Source organism: Streptomyces sp. NBC_00846, from assembly GCF_045207325.1.
GTDB lineage: Bacteria > Actinomycetota > Actinomycetes > Streptomycetales > Streptomycetaceae > Streptomyces.
In genome coordinates this window covers 6623169-6637768 of record NZ_CP108846.1, presented here as the reverse complement: position 1 = coordinate 6637768, position 14600 = coordinate 6623169, and the positions used below count along the sequence as shown (strand labels likewise).

At 70.7% G+C, this 14600-nt stretch carries 12 protein-coding genes and 2 pseudogenes; 9 read left to right on the top strand and 5 right to left on the bottom strand.

All coding sequences use genetic code 11. The features are described 5' to 3' along the window. The first annotated feature begins 446 nt into the window (after positions 1–446). From OG936_RS30505 to OG936_RS30490, 4 genes are all read left to right on the top strand, one after another. On the top strand, positions 447–4202 hold the full coding sequence (locus OG936_RS30505; protein ID WP_406499062.1) for a S8 family serine peptidase: 3756 nt from the start codon (positions 447–449) through the stop codon (positions 4200–4202). A gap of 218 nt (positions 4203–4420) precedes the next feature. After that, a complete protein-coding gene (locus OG936_RS30500; protein WP_406499060.1) occupies positions 4421–5365 on the top strand; it encodes an ABC transporter ATP-binding protein in 945 nt (314 codons plus the stop codon). Next, on the top strand, positions 5362–6336 hold the full coding sequence (locus OG936_RS30495) for an ABC transporter permease subunit (RefSeq protein WP_406499059.1): 975 nt from the start codon (positions 5362–5364) through the stop codon (positions 6334–6336). The genes OG936_RS30500 and OG936_RS30495 overlap by 4 nt, the downstream gene beginning before the upstream one ends. Positions 6337–6380: 44 nt before the next feature. Continuing rightward, positions 6381–6788: a GntR family transcriptional regulator gene (locus OG936_RS30490; protein WP_406500670.1), complete on the top strand. Its 408-nt coding sequence runs from the start codon at positions 6381–6383 to the stop codon at positions 6786–6788. 64 nt (positions 6789–6852) lie between these two features. Here the strand turns inward: OG936_RS30490 and OG936_RS30485 are convergent, their stop codons facing one another. Then, positions 6853–7410, bottom strand: a complete 558-nt coding sequence (locus OG936_RS30485; RefSeq protein ID WP_406499057.1) for a DinB family protein — start codon at positions 7408–7410, stop codon at positions 6853–6855. Positions 7411–7444: 34 nt separating this feature from the next. On the opposite strand from OG936_RS30485, the pseudogene OG936_RS30480 reads away from it, so the two are divergent. Continuing rightward, a pseudogene (locus OG936_RS30480) lies at positions 7445–7531 on the top strand (RacP protein); the annotation flags it as partial. A 111-nt stretch (positions 7532–7642) separates the two neighbouring features. Here the strand turns inward: OG936_RS30480 and OG936_RS30475 are convergent. The 4 genes from OG936_RS30475 to OG936_RS30460 are packed head-to-tail and all read right to left on the bottom strand — an operon-like array spanning position 7643 to position 11257. Further along, a complete protein-coding gene (locus tag OG936_RS30475; protein WP_406499055.1) occupies positions 7643–8836 on the bottom strand; it encodes an ABC transporter permease in 1194 nt (397 codons plus the stop codon). Beyond that, a complete protein-coding gene (locus OG936_RS30470; RefSeq protein WP_406499053.1) occupies positions 8833–9540 on the bottom strand; it encodes an ABC transporter ATP-binding protein in 708 nt (235 codons plus the stop codon). The genes OG936_RS30475 and OG936_RS30470 overlap by 4 nt, the downstream gene beginning before the upstream one ends. Further along, a complete protein-coding gene (locus OG936_RS30465) occupies positions 9537–10607 on the bottom strand; it encodes a peptidoglycan-binding protein (protein ID WP_383760110.1) in 1071 nt (356 codons plus the stop codon). Before OG936_RS30465 ends, OG936_RS30470 begins: the two co-directional genes overlap by 4 nt. Then, positions 10604–11257, bottom strand: coding sequence for a hypothetical protein (locus OG936_RS30460; RefSeq protein ID WP_406499051.1), 654 nt, complete (start codon positions 11255–11257; stop codon positions 10604–10606). The genes OG936_RS30465 and OG936_RS30460 overlap by 4 nt, the downstream gene beginning before the upstream one ends. A 136-nt stretch (positions 11258–11393) precedes the next feature. Between OG936_RS30460 and OG936_RS30455 the strand changes: the two genes are divergently transcribed. From OG936_RS30455 to OG936_RS30440, 4 genes and pseudogenes are all read left to right on the top strand, one after another. Continuing rightward, the gene (locus OG936_RS30455; protein ID WP_406499049.1) at positions 11394–12086 is read left to right on the top strand and encodes a response regulator; all 693 of its coding nucleotides are present in this window, start codon (positions 11394–11396) and stop codon (positions 12084–12086) included. Continuing rightward, positions 12083–13603: an ATP-binding protein gene (locus OG936_RS30450; protein WP_406499048.1), complete on the top strand. Its 1521-nt coding sequence runs from the start codon at positions 12083–12085 to the stop codon at positions 13601–13603. Before OG936_RS30455 ends, OG936_RS30450 begins: the two co-directional genes overlap by 4 nt. Then, complete coding sequence (locus tag OG936_RS30445; RefSeq protein ID WP_406499046.1) at positions 13600–14097, top strand: hypothetical protein; 498 nt, start codon at positions 13600–13602, stop codon at positions 14095–14097. The genes OG936_RS30450 and OG936_RS30445 overlap by 4 nt, the downstream gene beginning before the upstream one ends. Then, positions 14098–14511, top strand: a pseudogene (locus OG936_RS30440) (LysR substrate-binding domain-containing protein); the annotation flags it as partial. Between the last annotated feature and the right edge of the window lie 89 nt (positions 14512–14600).

Here is a 14600-nt window from a genome sequence, read left to right as displayed (position 1 = left end):
GTCGTCCGGTGGCCGGTACGTGAACAACACTCAGCGGCATGGAATCGATACGTCCGCCTGTCGCCTCTCATCCCCCCGCGTCCGGAGGGTTTCTGGCGCACGGTCGAATCTGACGGATCGCCTCGACCGGCCCAGCCCTCCTGGTTTCCCGACGAGGCCGGGTTCCGGGGCGAACCCCGCAGGCCGACCGACCGGTGCCAGGTCACTGCCGCAGCAGCGGAACGCGCCGTTCGCCGCCCGGCGCTGCGCCACCGATCGGCCTGGAGCAGCACTGGTTGGCACCAACCACATTCATCGCAGCCGCTCGGCGCGATGACAAATCCCCGCGACCGCGCGGCACTAGCGCGCATTCTCCCCTCAGAAAAGGTTATTGCCGTATGAGACAGTCACCACCGGCTGGGGCAACCAGGTTCCCGCCCCACCTGTCCATCCCCATACTCCGGCGCTTGCCGCACCGCTCACACCGGGTACTCACGGCGCTGCTGGCCACCGCCTGTGTGGCCGGGACGCTCGGCATCCCCGCCATCGCCGCCGCCGAAACGCCGGCCACCCGGGCGACCCAGCCGCAGCAGAACGGCCCGGTTGTCGCCACACACACGCTCACCCTCGTCACGGGCGAGGTCGTGACGCTGGAGCGCCACGCCAACGGCCTCCAGGCGGCGACGGTCGAGCCCGCGCCCGACGGCACCCCGGCGGCGTTCTCCACCATCAAGGTGGGCGACGAGCTCTATGTCATCCCCGACAAGGCACAGCCGTACCTTGCCGCGAACGAGCTCGACCGCGAGCTGTTCAATGTCACCAAGCTGGTCGAGTACGGCTACGACGACGCGCACCGCCCCACCGTGCCGCTGATGGCGACCTTCGCGGGCGCGCCGGGCAAGGCGGGCAAGGCGCTCAAGCAGGCCGCGCCGGCCGGTTCGGTGAAGGCCGACGAGCTGCCCAGCGCCAACGCGGTGGCGCTGCGCGCGAGCAAGAAGAAGGCGGCGACGTTCTGGGAGGCGGTCGACGACGACAGCGCCGCCGCGACGAAGGCACCGAAGCTTGCCGATGGCATCAAGAAGCTCTGGCTCGACCGGCCCGTGCAGGTGACGCTGGATCAGAGTGTGCCGCAGATCGGCGCACCGGAGGCGTGGGCGAAGGGCTACGACGGCACCGGCACCAAGGTGGCCGTCCTCGACACCGGTGTCGACCCCAACCACCCTGATGTGGCGGGGCGGGTGAAGCAGACGCAGAACTTCACCGGCGACCCCGACGCGGTCGACCACCACGGTCACGGCACGCATGTCGCCTCGACCATCGCCGGCTCGGGTGCCGCGTCGGGCGGCAAGTTCAAGGGTGTGGCGCCGGGCGCCGACGTGTACGTCGGCAAGGTGCTCAACAATGCCGGTGAGGGCCCCCAGTCGGGGGTTATCGCCGGCATGGAGTGGGCGGTGTCCCAGGGTGCGGACGTCGTCAGCATGAGCCTGGGCTCGCAGGCCCCCAGTGACGGCACCGACCCGATCAGCGAGGCCGTCAACCAGCTCACCGTGTCCTCCGGCGCGCTGTTCGTCATCGCGGCCGGCAACACGGGCCCGGGCAAGTCGACCGTGGGCTCGCCGGGTGCCGCCGACGCCGCGCTGACCGTCGGCGCGGTGTCCAAGCAGGACCAGCTCGCGAACTTCTCCAGCCGCGGACCGCTCAAGGACACCTTCACGGTCAAGCCGGAGATCACCGCGCCGGGCGTGGGCATCGTCGCCGCGCGCGCCGCCGGCACCTCGATGGGTACCGCGGTCGACGCCAACTACACCGCGGCCAACGGCACCTCGATGGCCACGCCGCATGTGGCCGGCGCCGCGGCGATCCTGGCCCAGCGCCATCCGGACTGGACCGCCGACCGGCTCAAGCAGGTGCTGGTCGGCACCGCCAAGCAGGGTTCGTACACCGCCTACCAGCAGGGTGGCGGCCGGGTCGACGTGCCCAAGGCCATCGACGCCACGGTCTACTCCAGCCCCGCCGTCGTCAGCATGGGCAAGTCGACGGCCGAGAGCGCGCCGGTCACCAAGACGGTCAGTTACGTGAACACCTCCGCGGCGGACACCACGCTGTCGCTCGGCCTGGCCTCTTCCGGGGAGACCGGGCCCGCACCGGACGGCACGTTCACGCTCAGCGCCACCGGCGTGACGGTCCCGGCGAACTCCACCGCGAGCGTGACGGTGACCTACCACCCCGAGCTCGGCGCCCTGGGTGACTACACCGGTGTCATCACCGCCACCGCGACCGACGGCACCGCGATCCACACGACCGTCGGTGCGACGAAGGGGGTGCCCACCGTCGACCTCACCGTCGACACGATCGACCGGCACGGAAACCCGGCGCCCGGCGAGCTTGCGGTGTTCAACCTGGACACGGGGGCTTTCCAGCAGGTCTTCCCCCAGGACGGAACCAAGACTGTCGCGGTGCCGCTGGGACGCTACTCCGTCATGGGTGTCGTACACACGAGGGACGAGGCCTCGTCCCGCGTCACGGACTACACCCTCGCCGGTGAGCCCGTGGTGGAAGTGAAGGCGGATCGGACGATCACGCTGGATGCCCGGCTGGGCAAGGAGGTCAAGGTCGCCACGCCCAAGGAGTCCGTGGCGACGAACGGCGCCAAGCTCGGGTACCGCCAGCGGCTCCCCGGCAAGCTGGGGATCGACTTCCTGAAGGGCGCGTTCAGCCCGCTCTGGGACCACTCCTATGTGGTGCCCACCAAGCCGGTGGAGCTCGGCACGTTCGAGTTCCACTTCCAGCAGCGCAGGCACTCGCCGGTGATCCGGGCGACCTATAACGGGCAGGCGCTCCCGCTTGAGCCAGTGGTCTATGCGGCCCGGCTGTACGGCACCAGCACACTCCAGGCGGTCGACGCCGGCATGGCACGGCCGGAGGACCTGGCCGGCAAGGACCTCCGTGGCAAGCTCGCGGTCGTCACCCGCGCGAGCACCCCGTTCAGCTACACGAAGTCTGCCGAGCTGATCGCCGCAGTGGCCGATGCCGGCGCGAAGGCAGTGATCCTCGTCAACGACAAGCCCGGCCCCTTCGGCACCAGCGTGGCGAAGAGCACCGGCACTGCCATCCCGGCCTGGTCCCTCACCCAGGACGAGGGCGCGGTGCTCTTCGGCCGGATGGCCGACGGTCCCACGCAGATCGTCCTGAAGGGGATCACAGGCGTTCCCCAGGTGTACAACATCGCGACGATGGTTCCCGGCAGGATTCCGGCCGACCCCGTCGACGCGGTCACCGCGGAGAACTCGGCCGTGGTGAAGTCGCACTACCGCAGCACCAAGGGCACCATGATCGGCGACGTCAGCTTGGCGATCCGCCCGAACGATTCCATCGTCGTCGGCACCCCGGACTTCTTCGACGCGCCGGTGGACCGGGAGGAGTGGTACTCCACCGGCAGCAAGCGGCCGATGATGGAGGAGTTGCGGTGGTGGCACATGGTCTACCCGGACCGCACCGACACCATCCGCAATGTGAGGGACGTAATCCGCACCTACCAGCCGGGCGAGCAGCACGAGGAGACCTGGCTGGGCGCGGCGAACGGCCCGGCCGGACCGGAGAACACCCAGGCGGTCCGCGAGGGTGACAACATCACCCTCACGGTGCCGGAGATGAGTGACAGCGAACCCGGGCACCACAGCTTCTTCGAACACGCCGCCGACAAGCGGACGGTGCGGATATACCAGGACGGGAAGCTCCTCAAGGAGGTGCCGCGACTCTTGGCGACCACGCTGCCGGTCAGCCCTGACCCGGCGAACTACCGCATCACCCTGGACACGCAGCGCCCGGCGTGGTTCCCGCTGTCCGCGCAGACCAGCACCGCATGGACGTTCAAGTCCGCCCGGCCGGCGAGCGGCACGGAGAACCTCGCGCTGCTCTGGCCGAAGTACGGCTTCAACCTGGATGCGGAGAACACCGCCGTCGGTGGCGCCATCGACAACTTCGATCTGGCGTTCGCGCTCCAGACCGGCGCCACCCCGGACATCGACGGGGTCGAGGTGGAGGCGTCCACCGACGACGGTGCCACCTGGAGCCCCGCGACGGTGAAGACCAAGACCGACGGCCACTACAAGGTGTCCGTCCGCAACCCGGCATCGGGCTATGTGTCGCTGCGCGTCAAGGCACAGGACGCCAACGGCAGCAAGATCGAGCAGACCCTGATCAAGGCCTACGCCGTGCGCTGACCCGCACGCCGGCCTCATCCTGACCGCGCCCCTGGCACAAGGCATGCCCTTGTGCCAGGGGCGCACTCTTCCGGTCGAAAGCGCCCCACACCCCGAACAGGCGCATTCCAGATAGCCCGGAGCCGCAGGTCGCACGGACCCGGCGGCACCTCCTTGACAGTCCCCCCTCGGCAAGACCATGATTCCATTAATTGACTAATGGAATTGAGGCGAAGTGCATGGCAGACGCATTCACTCCGGGAGGCGCGTCCGGCGCCTGGGCGCTGGAGGCCCGCGGCCTGGGTAAGCGCTACCGGCGCGGCTGGGCGCTGCGCGACTGCTCGTTCCGGCTGCCCGCCGGGCGGATCTGCGGTCTCGTCGGCCCCAACGGGGCAGGGAAGAGCACCCTGTTGGGGCTCACGACGCGGCAGGTCCGGCAGACGGAGGGTGAGCTCCGCATCTTCGGCGTGCCGGTGGACGATCCCGCGGTGATGCCGCGATTCGCGTTCCTCGGGCAGGACAAGCCGCTGTTCAAGCGGTTCACCGTGGCCGAGACACTGCGCCTGGGCAGCGAGCTCAACCCCGGCTGGGACATGACCGCCGCGGAGCGGATCGTACGGTCGGGCCAGGTGCCGATGCACGCCCGCGTCGGCACGCTCTCCGGCGGTCAGCGCACCCGTGTCGCTTTCGCGCTCGCCTTCGGCAAGCGGCCGGATCTGCTACTGCTCGACGAGCCGATGTCCGACCTCGATCCGGTGGCCCGCCACGACATGAGCACCCTCCTGATGTCGGAGGCCGTCGAGCGCGGCACCACCGTGGTGATGTCCTCTCACATGCTGTCCGAGCTGGAGGACATGTGCGACTACCTGCTGGTCCTCGCCGACGGCAGGATCCGGATGGCGGGTGACGCGGACGCACTCGTCCCCGCCCACGCGCTGGTGACGGGACTCGCCTCGGGCGGGAACCCGGCCGACCTGCTGGCCCCCCACACGGTGATCGAAATGCGTGTCCAGGGCAGGCAGTTCCACGCGCTGGTGCGAACGAACGGCCCGCTGTCGGCCGACTGGGTGGTCGCCGAACCCAGCCTGGAGGAAGTCCTGCTGGCGCACCTCCGCTCGTCGGACGCGCCCCCCTTGTTCACACCCGGTGCCCGCGTCGAGGCCGAAGGGATCCACACCTCATGAGCGCCACCCTGACCGACACCCCTCGGACCGGCCGGACGCCCCGTCCCCGGCTGCTGCGCGGGCTGAACTGGCTCGTCGTACGCCAGCACCGGGCCGCGCTGCTCTCTCTGCTCGCCGTGACGGTCCTCGGCCCGATCTGGATCGCTTACCAGCGCGGCAGGATGTCCCAGGCGCTCGAAGCGGCCGGCTGGCCGGACAAGCAGCTGTCGCAGCCGACGTTCGACTCGACGGGGCTCAGCCTCACCGTAACCGCCCTGAGCGCACTGCCGGTGATCCTCGCCGTCTTCCTCGGCGCCACGCTGATCTCGGGCGATCAGGAGCACGGCACCGCACAGCTGATCACCACCCAGTCCGTGTCCCGGCGCCGCTGGGTGACGGTGAAGCTCGCCTGGTGCTACGGGGCCGTGATCGTGTCCGGCGCGGTGGTCTCGGCGTTCTTCACCTGGTGGTGGAAGCCCTACCGTTCGGTGTTCCCCAGTCTGTGGCCGGACGGGCCGGTCTTCAACAACACCGGCCCGGTGCTCCCGACGTTGGGGCTCTTCCTGACCGCCGCCGGCATCACCATCGGCATGCTGCTGCGCCGTGTCCTCGTGTCCATGGCGGTCACCTTCGTCTTCGCCGCGTTCGTCGAGATCGTCTGGGGCGAGCTGCGCGTACACCTCGCGCCGTCGCGCATGGTCACCTATCCGCTCGCCACCGACCTCCCCGCACGGCTGAGCGAGTCGCACGAGGTGGACCGCTGGATCGGCTCGGCCGACGGCCATCTCTACGGCTGGGGTCTGTGCGCCAAGACCACCGAGGCTGCCTCGGACGCCTGCGTCAAGGAGCACGGCATCGTCAACAACGTCGTCGAGTACCTCGGTTACGACCAGATGCCGGCCATGCAGTGGACCGGGGCGGGCATCCTGCTCGCGGCCACCGCGGTACTCACCGCGTTCACCCTGTGGCGGGTCTCCCGGAGCCCCCTCTAGGACCCGCACCGCAGGTGCATATTGTTTCGGCAGTCCAACGGGAGGTGAAGACGGTGGTCGTATTCCGCATCGACAGACGCAGCGGAGTGGCAACGTACCTCCAGATCGTGCGACAGGTCGAACAGGCGCTGCGGATGGGCGCCCTGGAGGAGGGCGACCGGCTGCCCACGGCAGCGCAGGTCGCGGCGGAGACCAAGGTCAACCCGAACACGACCCTCAAGGCGTACCGCGAGCTGGAGCGCGCGGGCCTCGCCGAGGTACGGCAGGGAGCGGGCACCTTCATCACCCGCTCCCTCGCCCCGGCGCAGGCGGACGCCGATTCCCCCTTGCGCACATCGCTCGCCGAGTGGCTGGAGCAGGCACGGGCGCAGGGACTCAGCGGCCAGGAAGTCGACGCCCTGTTCCGGTCGACCTACGCGGCCGTCTATCCGCCCGACGCGGACGCCGGCTGAGGCGCGGCGCCGTACGCCTCGTCGACGAAGAGTGGCCTGTCCCCCCGGTGGGGGCCGGTCACCGTCATGCCGGTGCGGGGTAGTCACCCGTGGCACCGTCGGTCCGCTCGCGCAGCAGGTCCGCGTGGCCGTTGTGGCGGGCGTACTCCTGGATCATCACCAGGTACACCCAGCGCAGGCTGACGATCCGACCGCGGGTGACCGACACGAAGGTCTCGTCGAGGCCGCGCCCCGCCACAGCGGCCTCGCACGCCTCGATCTCTGCGCGGAAGGCGGCGAAGTCGCGCTCGGCGTGCGCGGCTTCGACGCCTTCGATGCCCTCGTCGCCGTCGCCCGGACCGGTGAAGACATCACCGATCGGCTCACCCGCGAAGCTCCGGCGGAACCACCAGCGTTCGATCTCCGCCATGTGCCGCACGAGGCCGAGGAGGGTGAGGCCGGAGGGCTCGGCGGCGGTACGGGCGAGCTGTGCCGGAGTCAGCCCGGCGCACTTGGTGAGCAGCGTCTCGCGGTGCCACCGGAGCCAGCCTTCCAGCATGACCCGCTCGTCCGCGGTGCTCGGGACGTTCAGCTGGTCGCCGTCGACCGTCGTACGTTCGATTCGAGGTGCCGTCCATGTCATGGCAGCCATCCTCACACCGGCCGCGTCGCGACGGGAGGCGTACGAGAGGGCCGTGCTCTCCCCGAAGCGCACCGAGTTCCGCCGGTTCATCACCGGCACGGTCGCCCCACACACCGCCGCAACGGGGCAACCGTCATGACGTCGTCGCACCGTCGCACCCAAGCCCGTTCGGCGTGGGGCAAGTGGGGCGTACGGGACGCCGCCTGGAGACGGCATCCCGTACGCCGCCGCCTCATGTCGCGTTCAGAGCCACCGTCGGGTGGAGACGGGAGGCGCGGATCGCCGGGTAGAGGCCCGCGACCACGCCGATCAGGAGGGTGGCGGCCAGGCCGCCCGCCAAGGACCAGAGCGGGACCACCGCCGTCCACCCCTGGACCCGCGCGAAGCCGTACGTCGCCGCCGCGCCCAGCAGCGCGCCCGTCGCCCCGCCCAGCGCCGACAGCAGCAACGACTCGGTCAGGAACTGGAGCCGGATCGCGCCCCGGGTCGCGCCCAGCGAGCGGCGCAGACCGATCTCCTGGCGGCGTTCCAGGACGGAGATGACCATGGTGTTGGCGACGCCCACACCGCCGACGAGGAGGGCCACCGCGCCCAGGCCGAGCATCAGGGTCGTCAGGCCCTCGTCGGTGGCGGCCTTGGCGGCCAGCGCGTCCGAGGGGCGGGAGACCTTGATGCCCGCCTCGTTGCCGGGGCTGATGGTGCGGGCCAGGACAGCCCGTACGTCCTCCACCGAGGCGTCCGTGGAGCGCTCGAAGATGGTGGTGGGATGGCCGTCGAAGCCGAAGTAACGCTCGGCGGCGGGGAATCCCACCATGGCCACCCGATCCAGGTTGGGGACCAGTTCGAGCGGTTTGAGGATGCCCACGACGACCACGCGCGTGTCGTTCATCATGATCGTCTCGCCGGTGCGGGTGATGCCGAGGCGGTCCGCCGCCACCGCGCCCAGGACCGTCGTCGGAAGGCGTTCGCCGACCGGATTCAGCCAGACGCCCTTGTCGACCTCGCCGCCCAGTGCGGACAGCAGGTCGATGCGGGCCGCCTGGGTGGTGACACCGGCGGTGCGCTCCTCGGGGACCACGTCGCTGCGGCGGATGCGGGCGTCGACGTCGGCAGTGGCCGTGGCGTGCTGCACCGGGCCGACGCGCTCGACCATCGCGACCGCGTTCTTGGGGAGCTTGACGGCCTGCCCCATGGCGTCCTCGCCCGCCTCGGCGGTGAGGAGGTTGGTGCCGAGGCGGTCGAGCTGGGCCATCAGGTCCGCGCGGCTCGACTCGGACAGGCCGACGACCGCGACCATGGTCGCGATACCGATGGCGATGCCGAGCGCCGAGAGCACCACGCGCGCGCGACGCGCGCGAAGGCCGACCGCACCGACGCGGAGGATGTCGCACAGGGAGAGGCGGGAGGGCTTGAGGTCGTTCTTCATGAACCGACCTCTTCCGTACGGGATGCGGAGCACGAGTCCGAGACGATCTCGCCGTCCTTGAAGCGGACCCGGCGCGGCAGCGAGCCCGCGATCTCGTTGTCGTGGGTGATCACGCAGATGGTGGTGCCGGACGCGTTCAGCTCGTGCAGCAGCTCCATGACGATCTCGCCGGACGCGGTGTCCAGCGCCCCGGTCGGTTCGTCCGCCAGCAGCAGCCGGGGGTCTCCCACCAGGGCGCGGGCGATGGCCACGCGCTGCTTCTCGCCGCCGGACAGCTCGTTCGGCGTGTGCGAGTAGCGGTGGTCCAGTCGCACCTTGGCGAGCGCTTCCCGCGCGCGCATGCGCCGTTCCTTCAGCGGCACGCCCGCGTACAGCAGCCCGTCGGCGACGTTGTCCACCGCGTCGCGCCCCGCCGCCAGGTGGAAGTGCTGGAACACGAAGCCGATGTGGCGGGCGCGCAGTGCGGAGAGCCGGGAGTCGGAAAGCTCGGACACGTCGTACCCCGCGACCCGGACGGTGCCCGTGGTGGGCTTGTCGAGGGTGCCCATGACGTTGAGCATCGTGGACTTGCCGGAGCCGGACGGGCCGACGACGGCGAGCAGTTCGCCCTCCTCGACGACGAGGTTCACTCTGCGCAGGGCGTGGACACCGCCGGGGTACGACTTGGTGGCGTCCCGCAGTTCGATCACCGGAGCCGACGTCATGACTTCGCCACTCCGACCTTCAGGCCCTCGCGCACGTCCGGGCCGCTGACCTCGATCTGCCCGTCGGCGGTCATGCCCGTCTCCACCCGCACCATCTTCGAGGTGGCGCCCTGGACGACTTGGAGGCCGTAGCCGCCGTTCTCGCCGCGCAGGGCGACGACCGCCTCGACGGGGACCGCGAGGACCCCCTTGCGCGCCTCACTGACGAATTTCACGCTCGCCGACGCCTTGGCGTCCTCGCCGGACGCGGCGCTCACCCCGCCGTCCAGGACGACCTCGACGGTGATGCCGTTCTGCGCGGCGTCGCTCTCCCCGGCGGACGCCTCGGGGCGCACCGTCCGGGCCACCTTGCCGGTCGCCGTCTTCCCGCTCGGCAGGGTGACCTCGACCTTGGTGCCCCGGGAGGTGAGCGCGCCGTCGCCCTGGTCGAGCTGCGCGCGGACGACCGGCTTGGTGGAGGCGACCGTCAGTACAGGCGTATCCGGGCCGACCTGGTCGGCGAGCGCCGCGTCCGCGGTGACGACCTTGACCCGGTCGGGCTGGAAGACGACATCGCCCTTGCCGACCTTGCCGGTGGTCTCACGGTTCAGCGACTTCTGCCACTGCTTGACGGCGGCCTCGGTGTTCTCGTCGTACCGCGCGTCGACGTAAAGATTCGCTCCGTACCCCAGGTCGCGCAGATTGCGCTCCAGTTGGAGCACGTCGCTGCCCCGGTCGCCCGTCTTCATCTCGCGGAACATCGGGACCGGGCCGTAGAGGAGGGTGACGGGCTTGTCGTTCAGCTCGTACAGTGCCTGCCCCATGGTCAGCGTCTTCCCTTCGGATGCGGCCACCGTGACGGTGCCCTCGACTGCGGACTTGACGGCGCGGCGCTGCGCGAAGTCGAGCTTGCCGTCGACCGTCTTGGACTGCACGAGGTCGGTGCGTACGACGGTCGCGGTGGCGGGCGGCAGGTCGCCGCCCCTCCCGGAGGCGCCCGCGTCGCCGCCGTCGCCGAGGAACAGGACTCCCCCGGTGACGGCGGCGGTCACCGCGCCGAGCGCGAGGAAGGCGGTGCGGCGCTTCACTGCATGCCGTCCAGACCGTCGAGCAGCTTCGACTTGCACGCCTCGCGGGCCTGCTTGTACGACGGCGACTTCGTGTCGATGGACGGCGACGCCGGGTTCGGGTCGCCGCCCGGCTGGGCGTTTCCGCCGCTCATAGTCGGGTTGGTGAACTTGGAGACACCGTTGTCCCGCATGCACTTGGCGTGCGCGAGCATCGACTCGTAGTCCTTCTGCTGGTCGCGCCTGGGCTCGGCCGTCATGGCGGCCTGCAACTCGGTGACGCAGACACCGTTCTTGCCGCCCTTGATGCCCTCGTTGCGGCCGGGCTGGGAACCGATCTCGTCGACCTTCGTCCAGTCGAGGTGCCCGCTGAGCTTGGGGTCGGGGAAGTCCTTGAAGCCGCCCTTGACGCGCATGCACTGGACGTACTTCATCTGGGCGTCGAAGAAGGCGCTCTTATCCGCGGGCCGGGTGTTCGGCTTGCTCCCACCCTTCGCGGTGCTCTCGGTCGGAGCGTCCGGTACGTCGGCGATCGCGTCGTCCTTCTTCGCTCCGCCGGCGCTGTCGTCACCGCCACCGCACGCGACGGAGAAGGCGAGTACGGGCACGGCCACGAGGGTGGCCATCCGCAGCCTGGCCGGGGTTCGGGGGTTCGTCCTGAGGAAACTCATGCGCTGCACGTTCGCCGCCGCAGATGATGGCCCGTCCACGGCCACATGATGGGAACGTAACAATGCCCCCGACCTGCGCGTCCACCCCCCGTACGGAGTAGGCGGAAGCGGTCCCCGCATGCTCATAATCGGTCCCATGCCGCATGTACTGCTCATCGAGGACGACGCGTCCGTACGGGACGGAATGGAGCTCGTACTGCGCCGTCACGGGTACGGCGTGGACACCGCAGCCACCGGCGAGCAGGCTCTTGCCCTGCTGGCCGGGGAGCGGGGCGCGCGGGTCGAACTGGCCGTACTGGACCTGATGCTGCCCGGCATGGACGGCTTCGAGGTGTGCCGCCGCATCCGCGCCCGCTCGGCGACCCTGCCGGTCATCATGCTAACCGCCCGCGGCGACGACTCGGACATCGTGACCGGCCTGGAGGCGGGCGCCGACGACTACGTCGTCAAGCCGGTCACCGCGCCCGTCCTGGAGGCCCGCATCCGAGCCGCCCTGCGGCGCGCGGAACCGTCCGCACGGCAGCGTGCGGACGCCGATCTCGCCGGGCTGGTGATCGACCGCGCCGGACTGACCGTCACCAAGAACGGCACACCGGTCCCGCTGCCGCCCACCGAACTGCGGCTGCTGCTGGAACTGTCGGCCTCCCCCGGCCGGGTCTTCAGCCGCGAGCAGCTCCTCGAATCCGTCTGGGACCACACCTACCTGGGCGACTCCCGGCTGGTGGACGCGGCGGTCGGCCGGCTGCGGGCCAAGCTCGAGGACATACCGGCGAAGCCGCGGTACGTACAGACGGTACGGGGCTTCGGCTACCGCTTCGGGCCACTGTGAACCGTACGGACGAAGGAAAGCCTGGCGTCGCCTCGAAGAGGCACTCCCGGCGGCTCGTCGGCGGGCTGCGCGTCCGGCTCGTCGTCACCTTCGTCGTCGTCGCCCTGATCAGCGCGGTGACCGCGACCGCCCTCGCCTACCGGGATGCTCGTACCGCCATCCTCCAGCGCGCCCAGAACGCGGCCGTGAACGACTTCCGGGAGCGGGTCGGCACGGTGGCCGCCGACTTCGACGTACCGCCCGACCAGCAGTCGCTGTCCCGGTTCGCGGCGAAGGTGTCGGAGGGCATCGGCGGGAAAATCGTGGTCGCCCGCCACCAGGACCTCACCGCGGTCTCCGACTCGCTCGCCGAGACGGAGGGCCGGATCACCGTCGAGCTGCGCAGCGCCGTCATGACCGGCGACGACGCCAAGTTCCAGCGGGTGCAGTGGCGGGGTGAGCCCTACCTGGTCGTCGGCACGCCTGTCACGTTCGCCGACGGGGACCACCGCACCTCCGGCCTGGAGGTCTTCGCGATCACCGATCTGCGGGCCGAGCGCGACGACACCGCCGCCCTGCTGGACTCCGTACGGAAGGGCATCGTGCCGGTGGTGCTGCTGGCCGCCGTCCTCGCGCTGCTGGCCGCGGGGACGGTCCTTCGTCCGGTACGGAAGCTGGGCCGGGCCACCCGCGGGCTCGCGGCCGGAGACCTCGGCAGCCGGGTCGCCGTCACCGGGCACGACGAACTCGCCGACCTGGCGACGACGTTCAACGAGACCGCCGACGCGCTCCAGGCTTCCGACGCGGAACTGCGCGAGCAGGAGGCGAAGGCACGCCGCTTCGTGGCGGACGTGTCGCACGAACTGCGCACGCCCCTCACGGCGATGACGATGGTGGCGACCGTCCTGGAGGAGGACGCCGACCAGCTGCCGCCGGACGCGGCGCGGGCGGCCCGTACCGTCGGCGCGGAGACGGCACGGCTGTCCCGGCTGGTCGAGGACCTGATGGAGATCTCCCGCTTCGACGCCAAGGCGGTACGGCTGAACGCGGCCGAGACGGACCTCGCCGACACCGTACGGGCGTCGCTGGCGCTGCGCGGCTGGACGGACCGGGTACAGACGCACTTCCATGAGGACGTACGGGCGGTGGTCGACCGGCGCCGCATCGACGTGATCGTCGCGAACCTGGTGGGCAACGCGCTGCGGCACGGAGCCCCGCCGGTCACCGTGACCCTCAAGACGGCCCGCGAGGCGGGCGGGGAGTGCGTGACGCTCGAGGTCACCGACCACGGTCCCGGGCTGCCGCCGGGGGCTCGAGAGCGGGTCTTCGACCGGTTCTACAAGGCGGACGCGGCCCGCACGCGTGGCGCGGCCGACGACAGCGGACAGGGCAGCGGCCTCGGCACGGCGATCGCGCTGGAGAACGCACGGCTGCACGGCGGCACGATCGACGTGGCCGACGTGGCCGATGGACCGCGGTGCGGCGCGGTGTTCACGCTGCGGCTGCCCCTGCGACGTACAGGAGAGGGCACGGAGTGAAGGTCCGACAGGGGGTCGTGGTCGCCGCGCTGGGGATTGCTCTCATGGGCTGCGGCGTCCAGCCGACCGGAGTGATAGGCGCGGGCGAGCCCGCGTCCGGGCTGACGCGCGGGATGCGGCTGTACTTCGCGTCCGACAACGGACTGCGCGGGGTGCCCCTGCTCGACAAGGAGGTCAAGGACCTCAACGCGGTGGTGAAGCTGCTCGCCGTGGGTCCTTCGCCCGCCGAGCAGCGCGACGGGCTCATCTCTCTCGTCCAGCAGCTCGGCGCCTACTCGGTGACCGGAACGGGCACCCGCGTCACTGTACGCCTCGACGGCCCCTACGCGGAGTCGGGACGCGACCAGGGTACGGGCCAGCTGGTGTGCACGCTGGCGCGCGCCCAGTCCGTACTCGACCCGAAGGTCAGGACCGACGACGTCGAGGTCACCCTTCGGCCGTCCGAAGGCGCCACGTTGGGCCCCTACCGGTGCGCGGAGTTCCTCAACACGTGAGGCGGGCAAGCGACGCTGGCGCGCGAGCCCATGGTCGTCCTCTGCGCCCCCGGCCACCGGGGCGCGGCGGCGGACCGCGTCGCGTGGGGTGAGCTGCCCGGTGAGTCCTTCATCGACTTCCATCCGGACTGGGGCCCGCGGCGGGCGGCGGACGGGGCATTCACCGAGGCGCGGGTGCGGGGCACGGTGGGGCTGGAGGTGAACGACGTACACAGCCTGCTGGAGCTGGTGCACGAGGGGCTGGGGATCGCGCTGGTGCCGCACCACTTCTCGCGCAAACCCGAGGCCCGGGGGCTGGCGGCGGTGGAACTCGAGGGGCTCCAACAGCCTTACTACGAGAGCGTCGTGGTGCTGCCGGCGGCCCGGACCATGAGCCCGGGCGCGCGGGAGCTGCTGGCGCTGCTCCGGAGTGACGGCGGGCTGTCAGGGCAGCGGGGGGCGGGACGGTGCGAACGGTCATCCGCCCAGAGCCCTCGCGAACGCCCCTGCCTCCTGCGCGACTC

Excerpts from the sequence above, each read along its gene's own strand:
- OG936_RS30500 (WP_406499060.1), top strand. The coding sequence starts at position 4,421 with ATGGCAGACGCATTCACTCCGGGAGGCGCGTCCGGCGCCTGGGCGCTG.
- OG936_RS30495 (WP_406499059.1), top strand. The coding sequence starts at position 5,362 with ATGAGCGCCACCCTGACCGACACCCCTCGGACCGGCCGGACGCCCCGT.
- OG936_RS30485 (WP_406499057.1), bottom strand. The coding sequence starts at position 7,410 with ATGACATGGACGGCACCTCGAATCGAACGTACGACGGTCGACGGCGAC.
- OG936_RS30475 (WP_406499055.1), bottom strand. The coding sequence starts at position 8,836 with ATGAAGAACGACCTCAAGCCCTCCCGCCTCTCCCTGTGCGACATCCTC.
- OG936_RS30470 (WP_406499053.1), bottom strand. The coding sequence starts at position 9,540 with ATGACGTCGGCTCCGGTGATCGAACTGCGGGACGCCACCAAGTCGTAC.
- OG936_RS30460 (WP_406499051.1), bottom strand. The coding sequence starts at position 11,257 with ATGAGTTTCCTCAGGACGAACCCCCGAACCCCGGCCAGGCTGCGGATG.
- OG936_RS30455 (WP_406499049.1), top strand. The coding sequence starts at position 11,394 with ATGCCGCATGTACTGCTCATCGAGGACGACGCGTCCGTACGGGACGGA.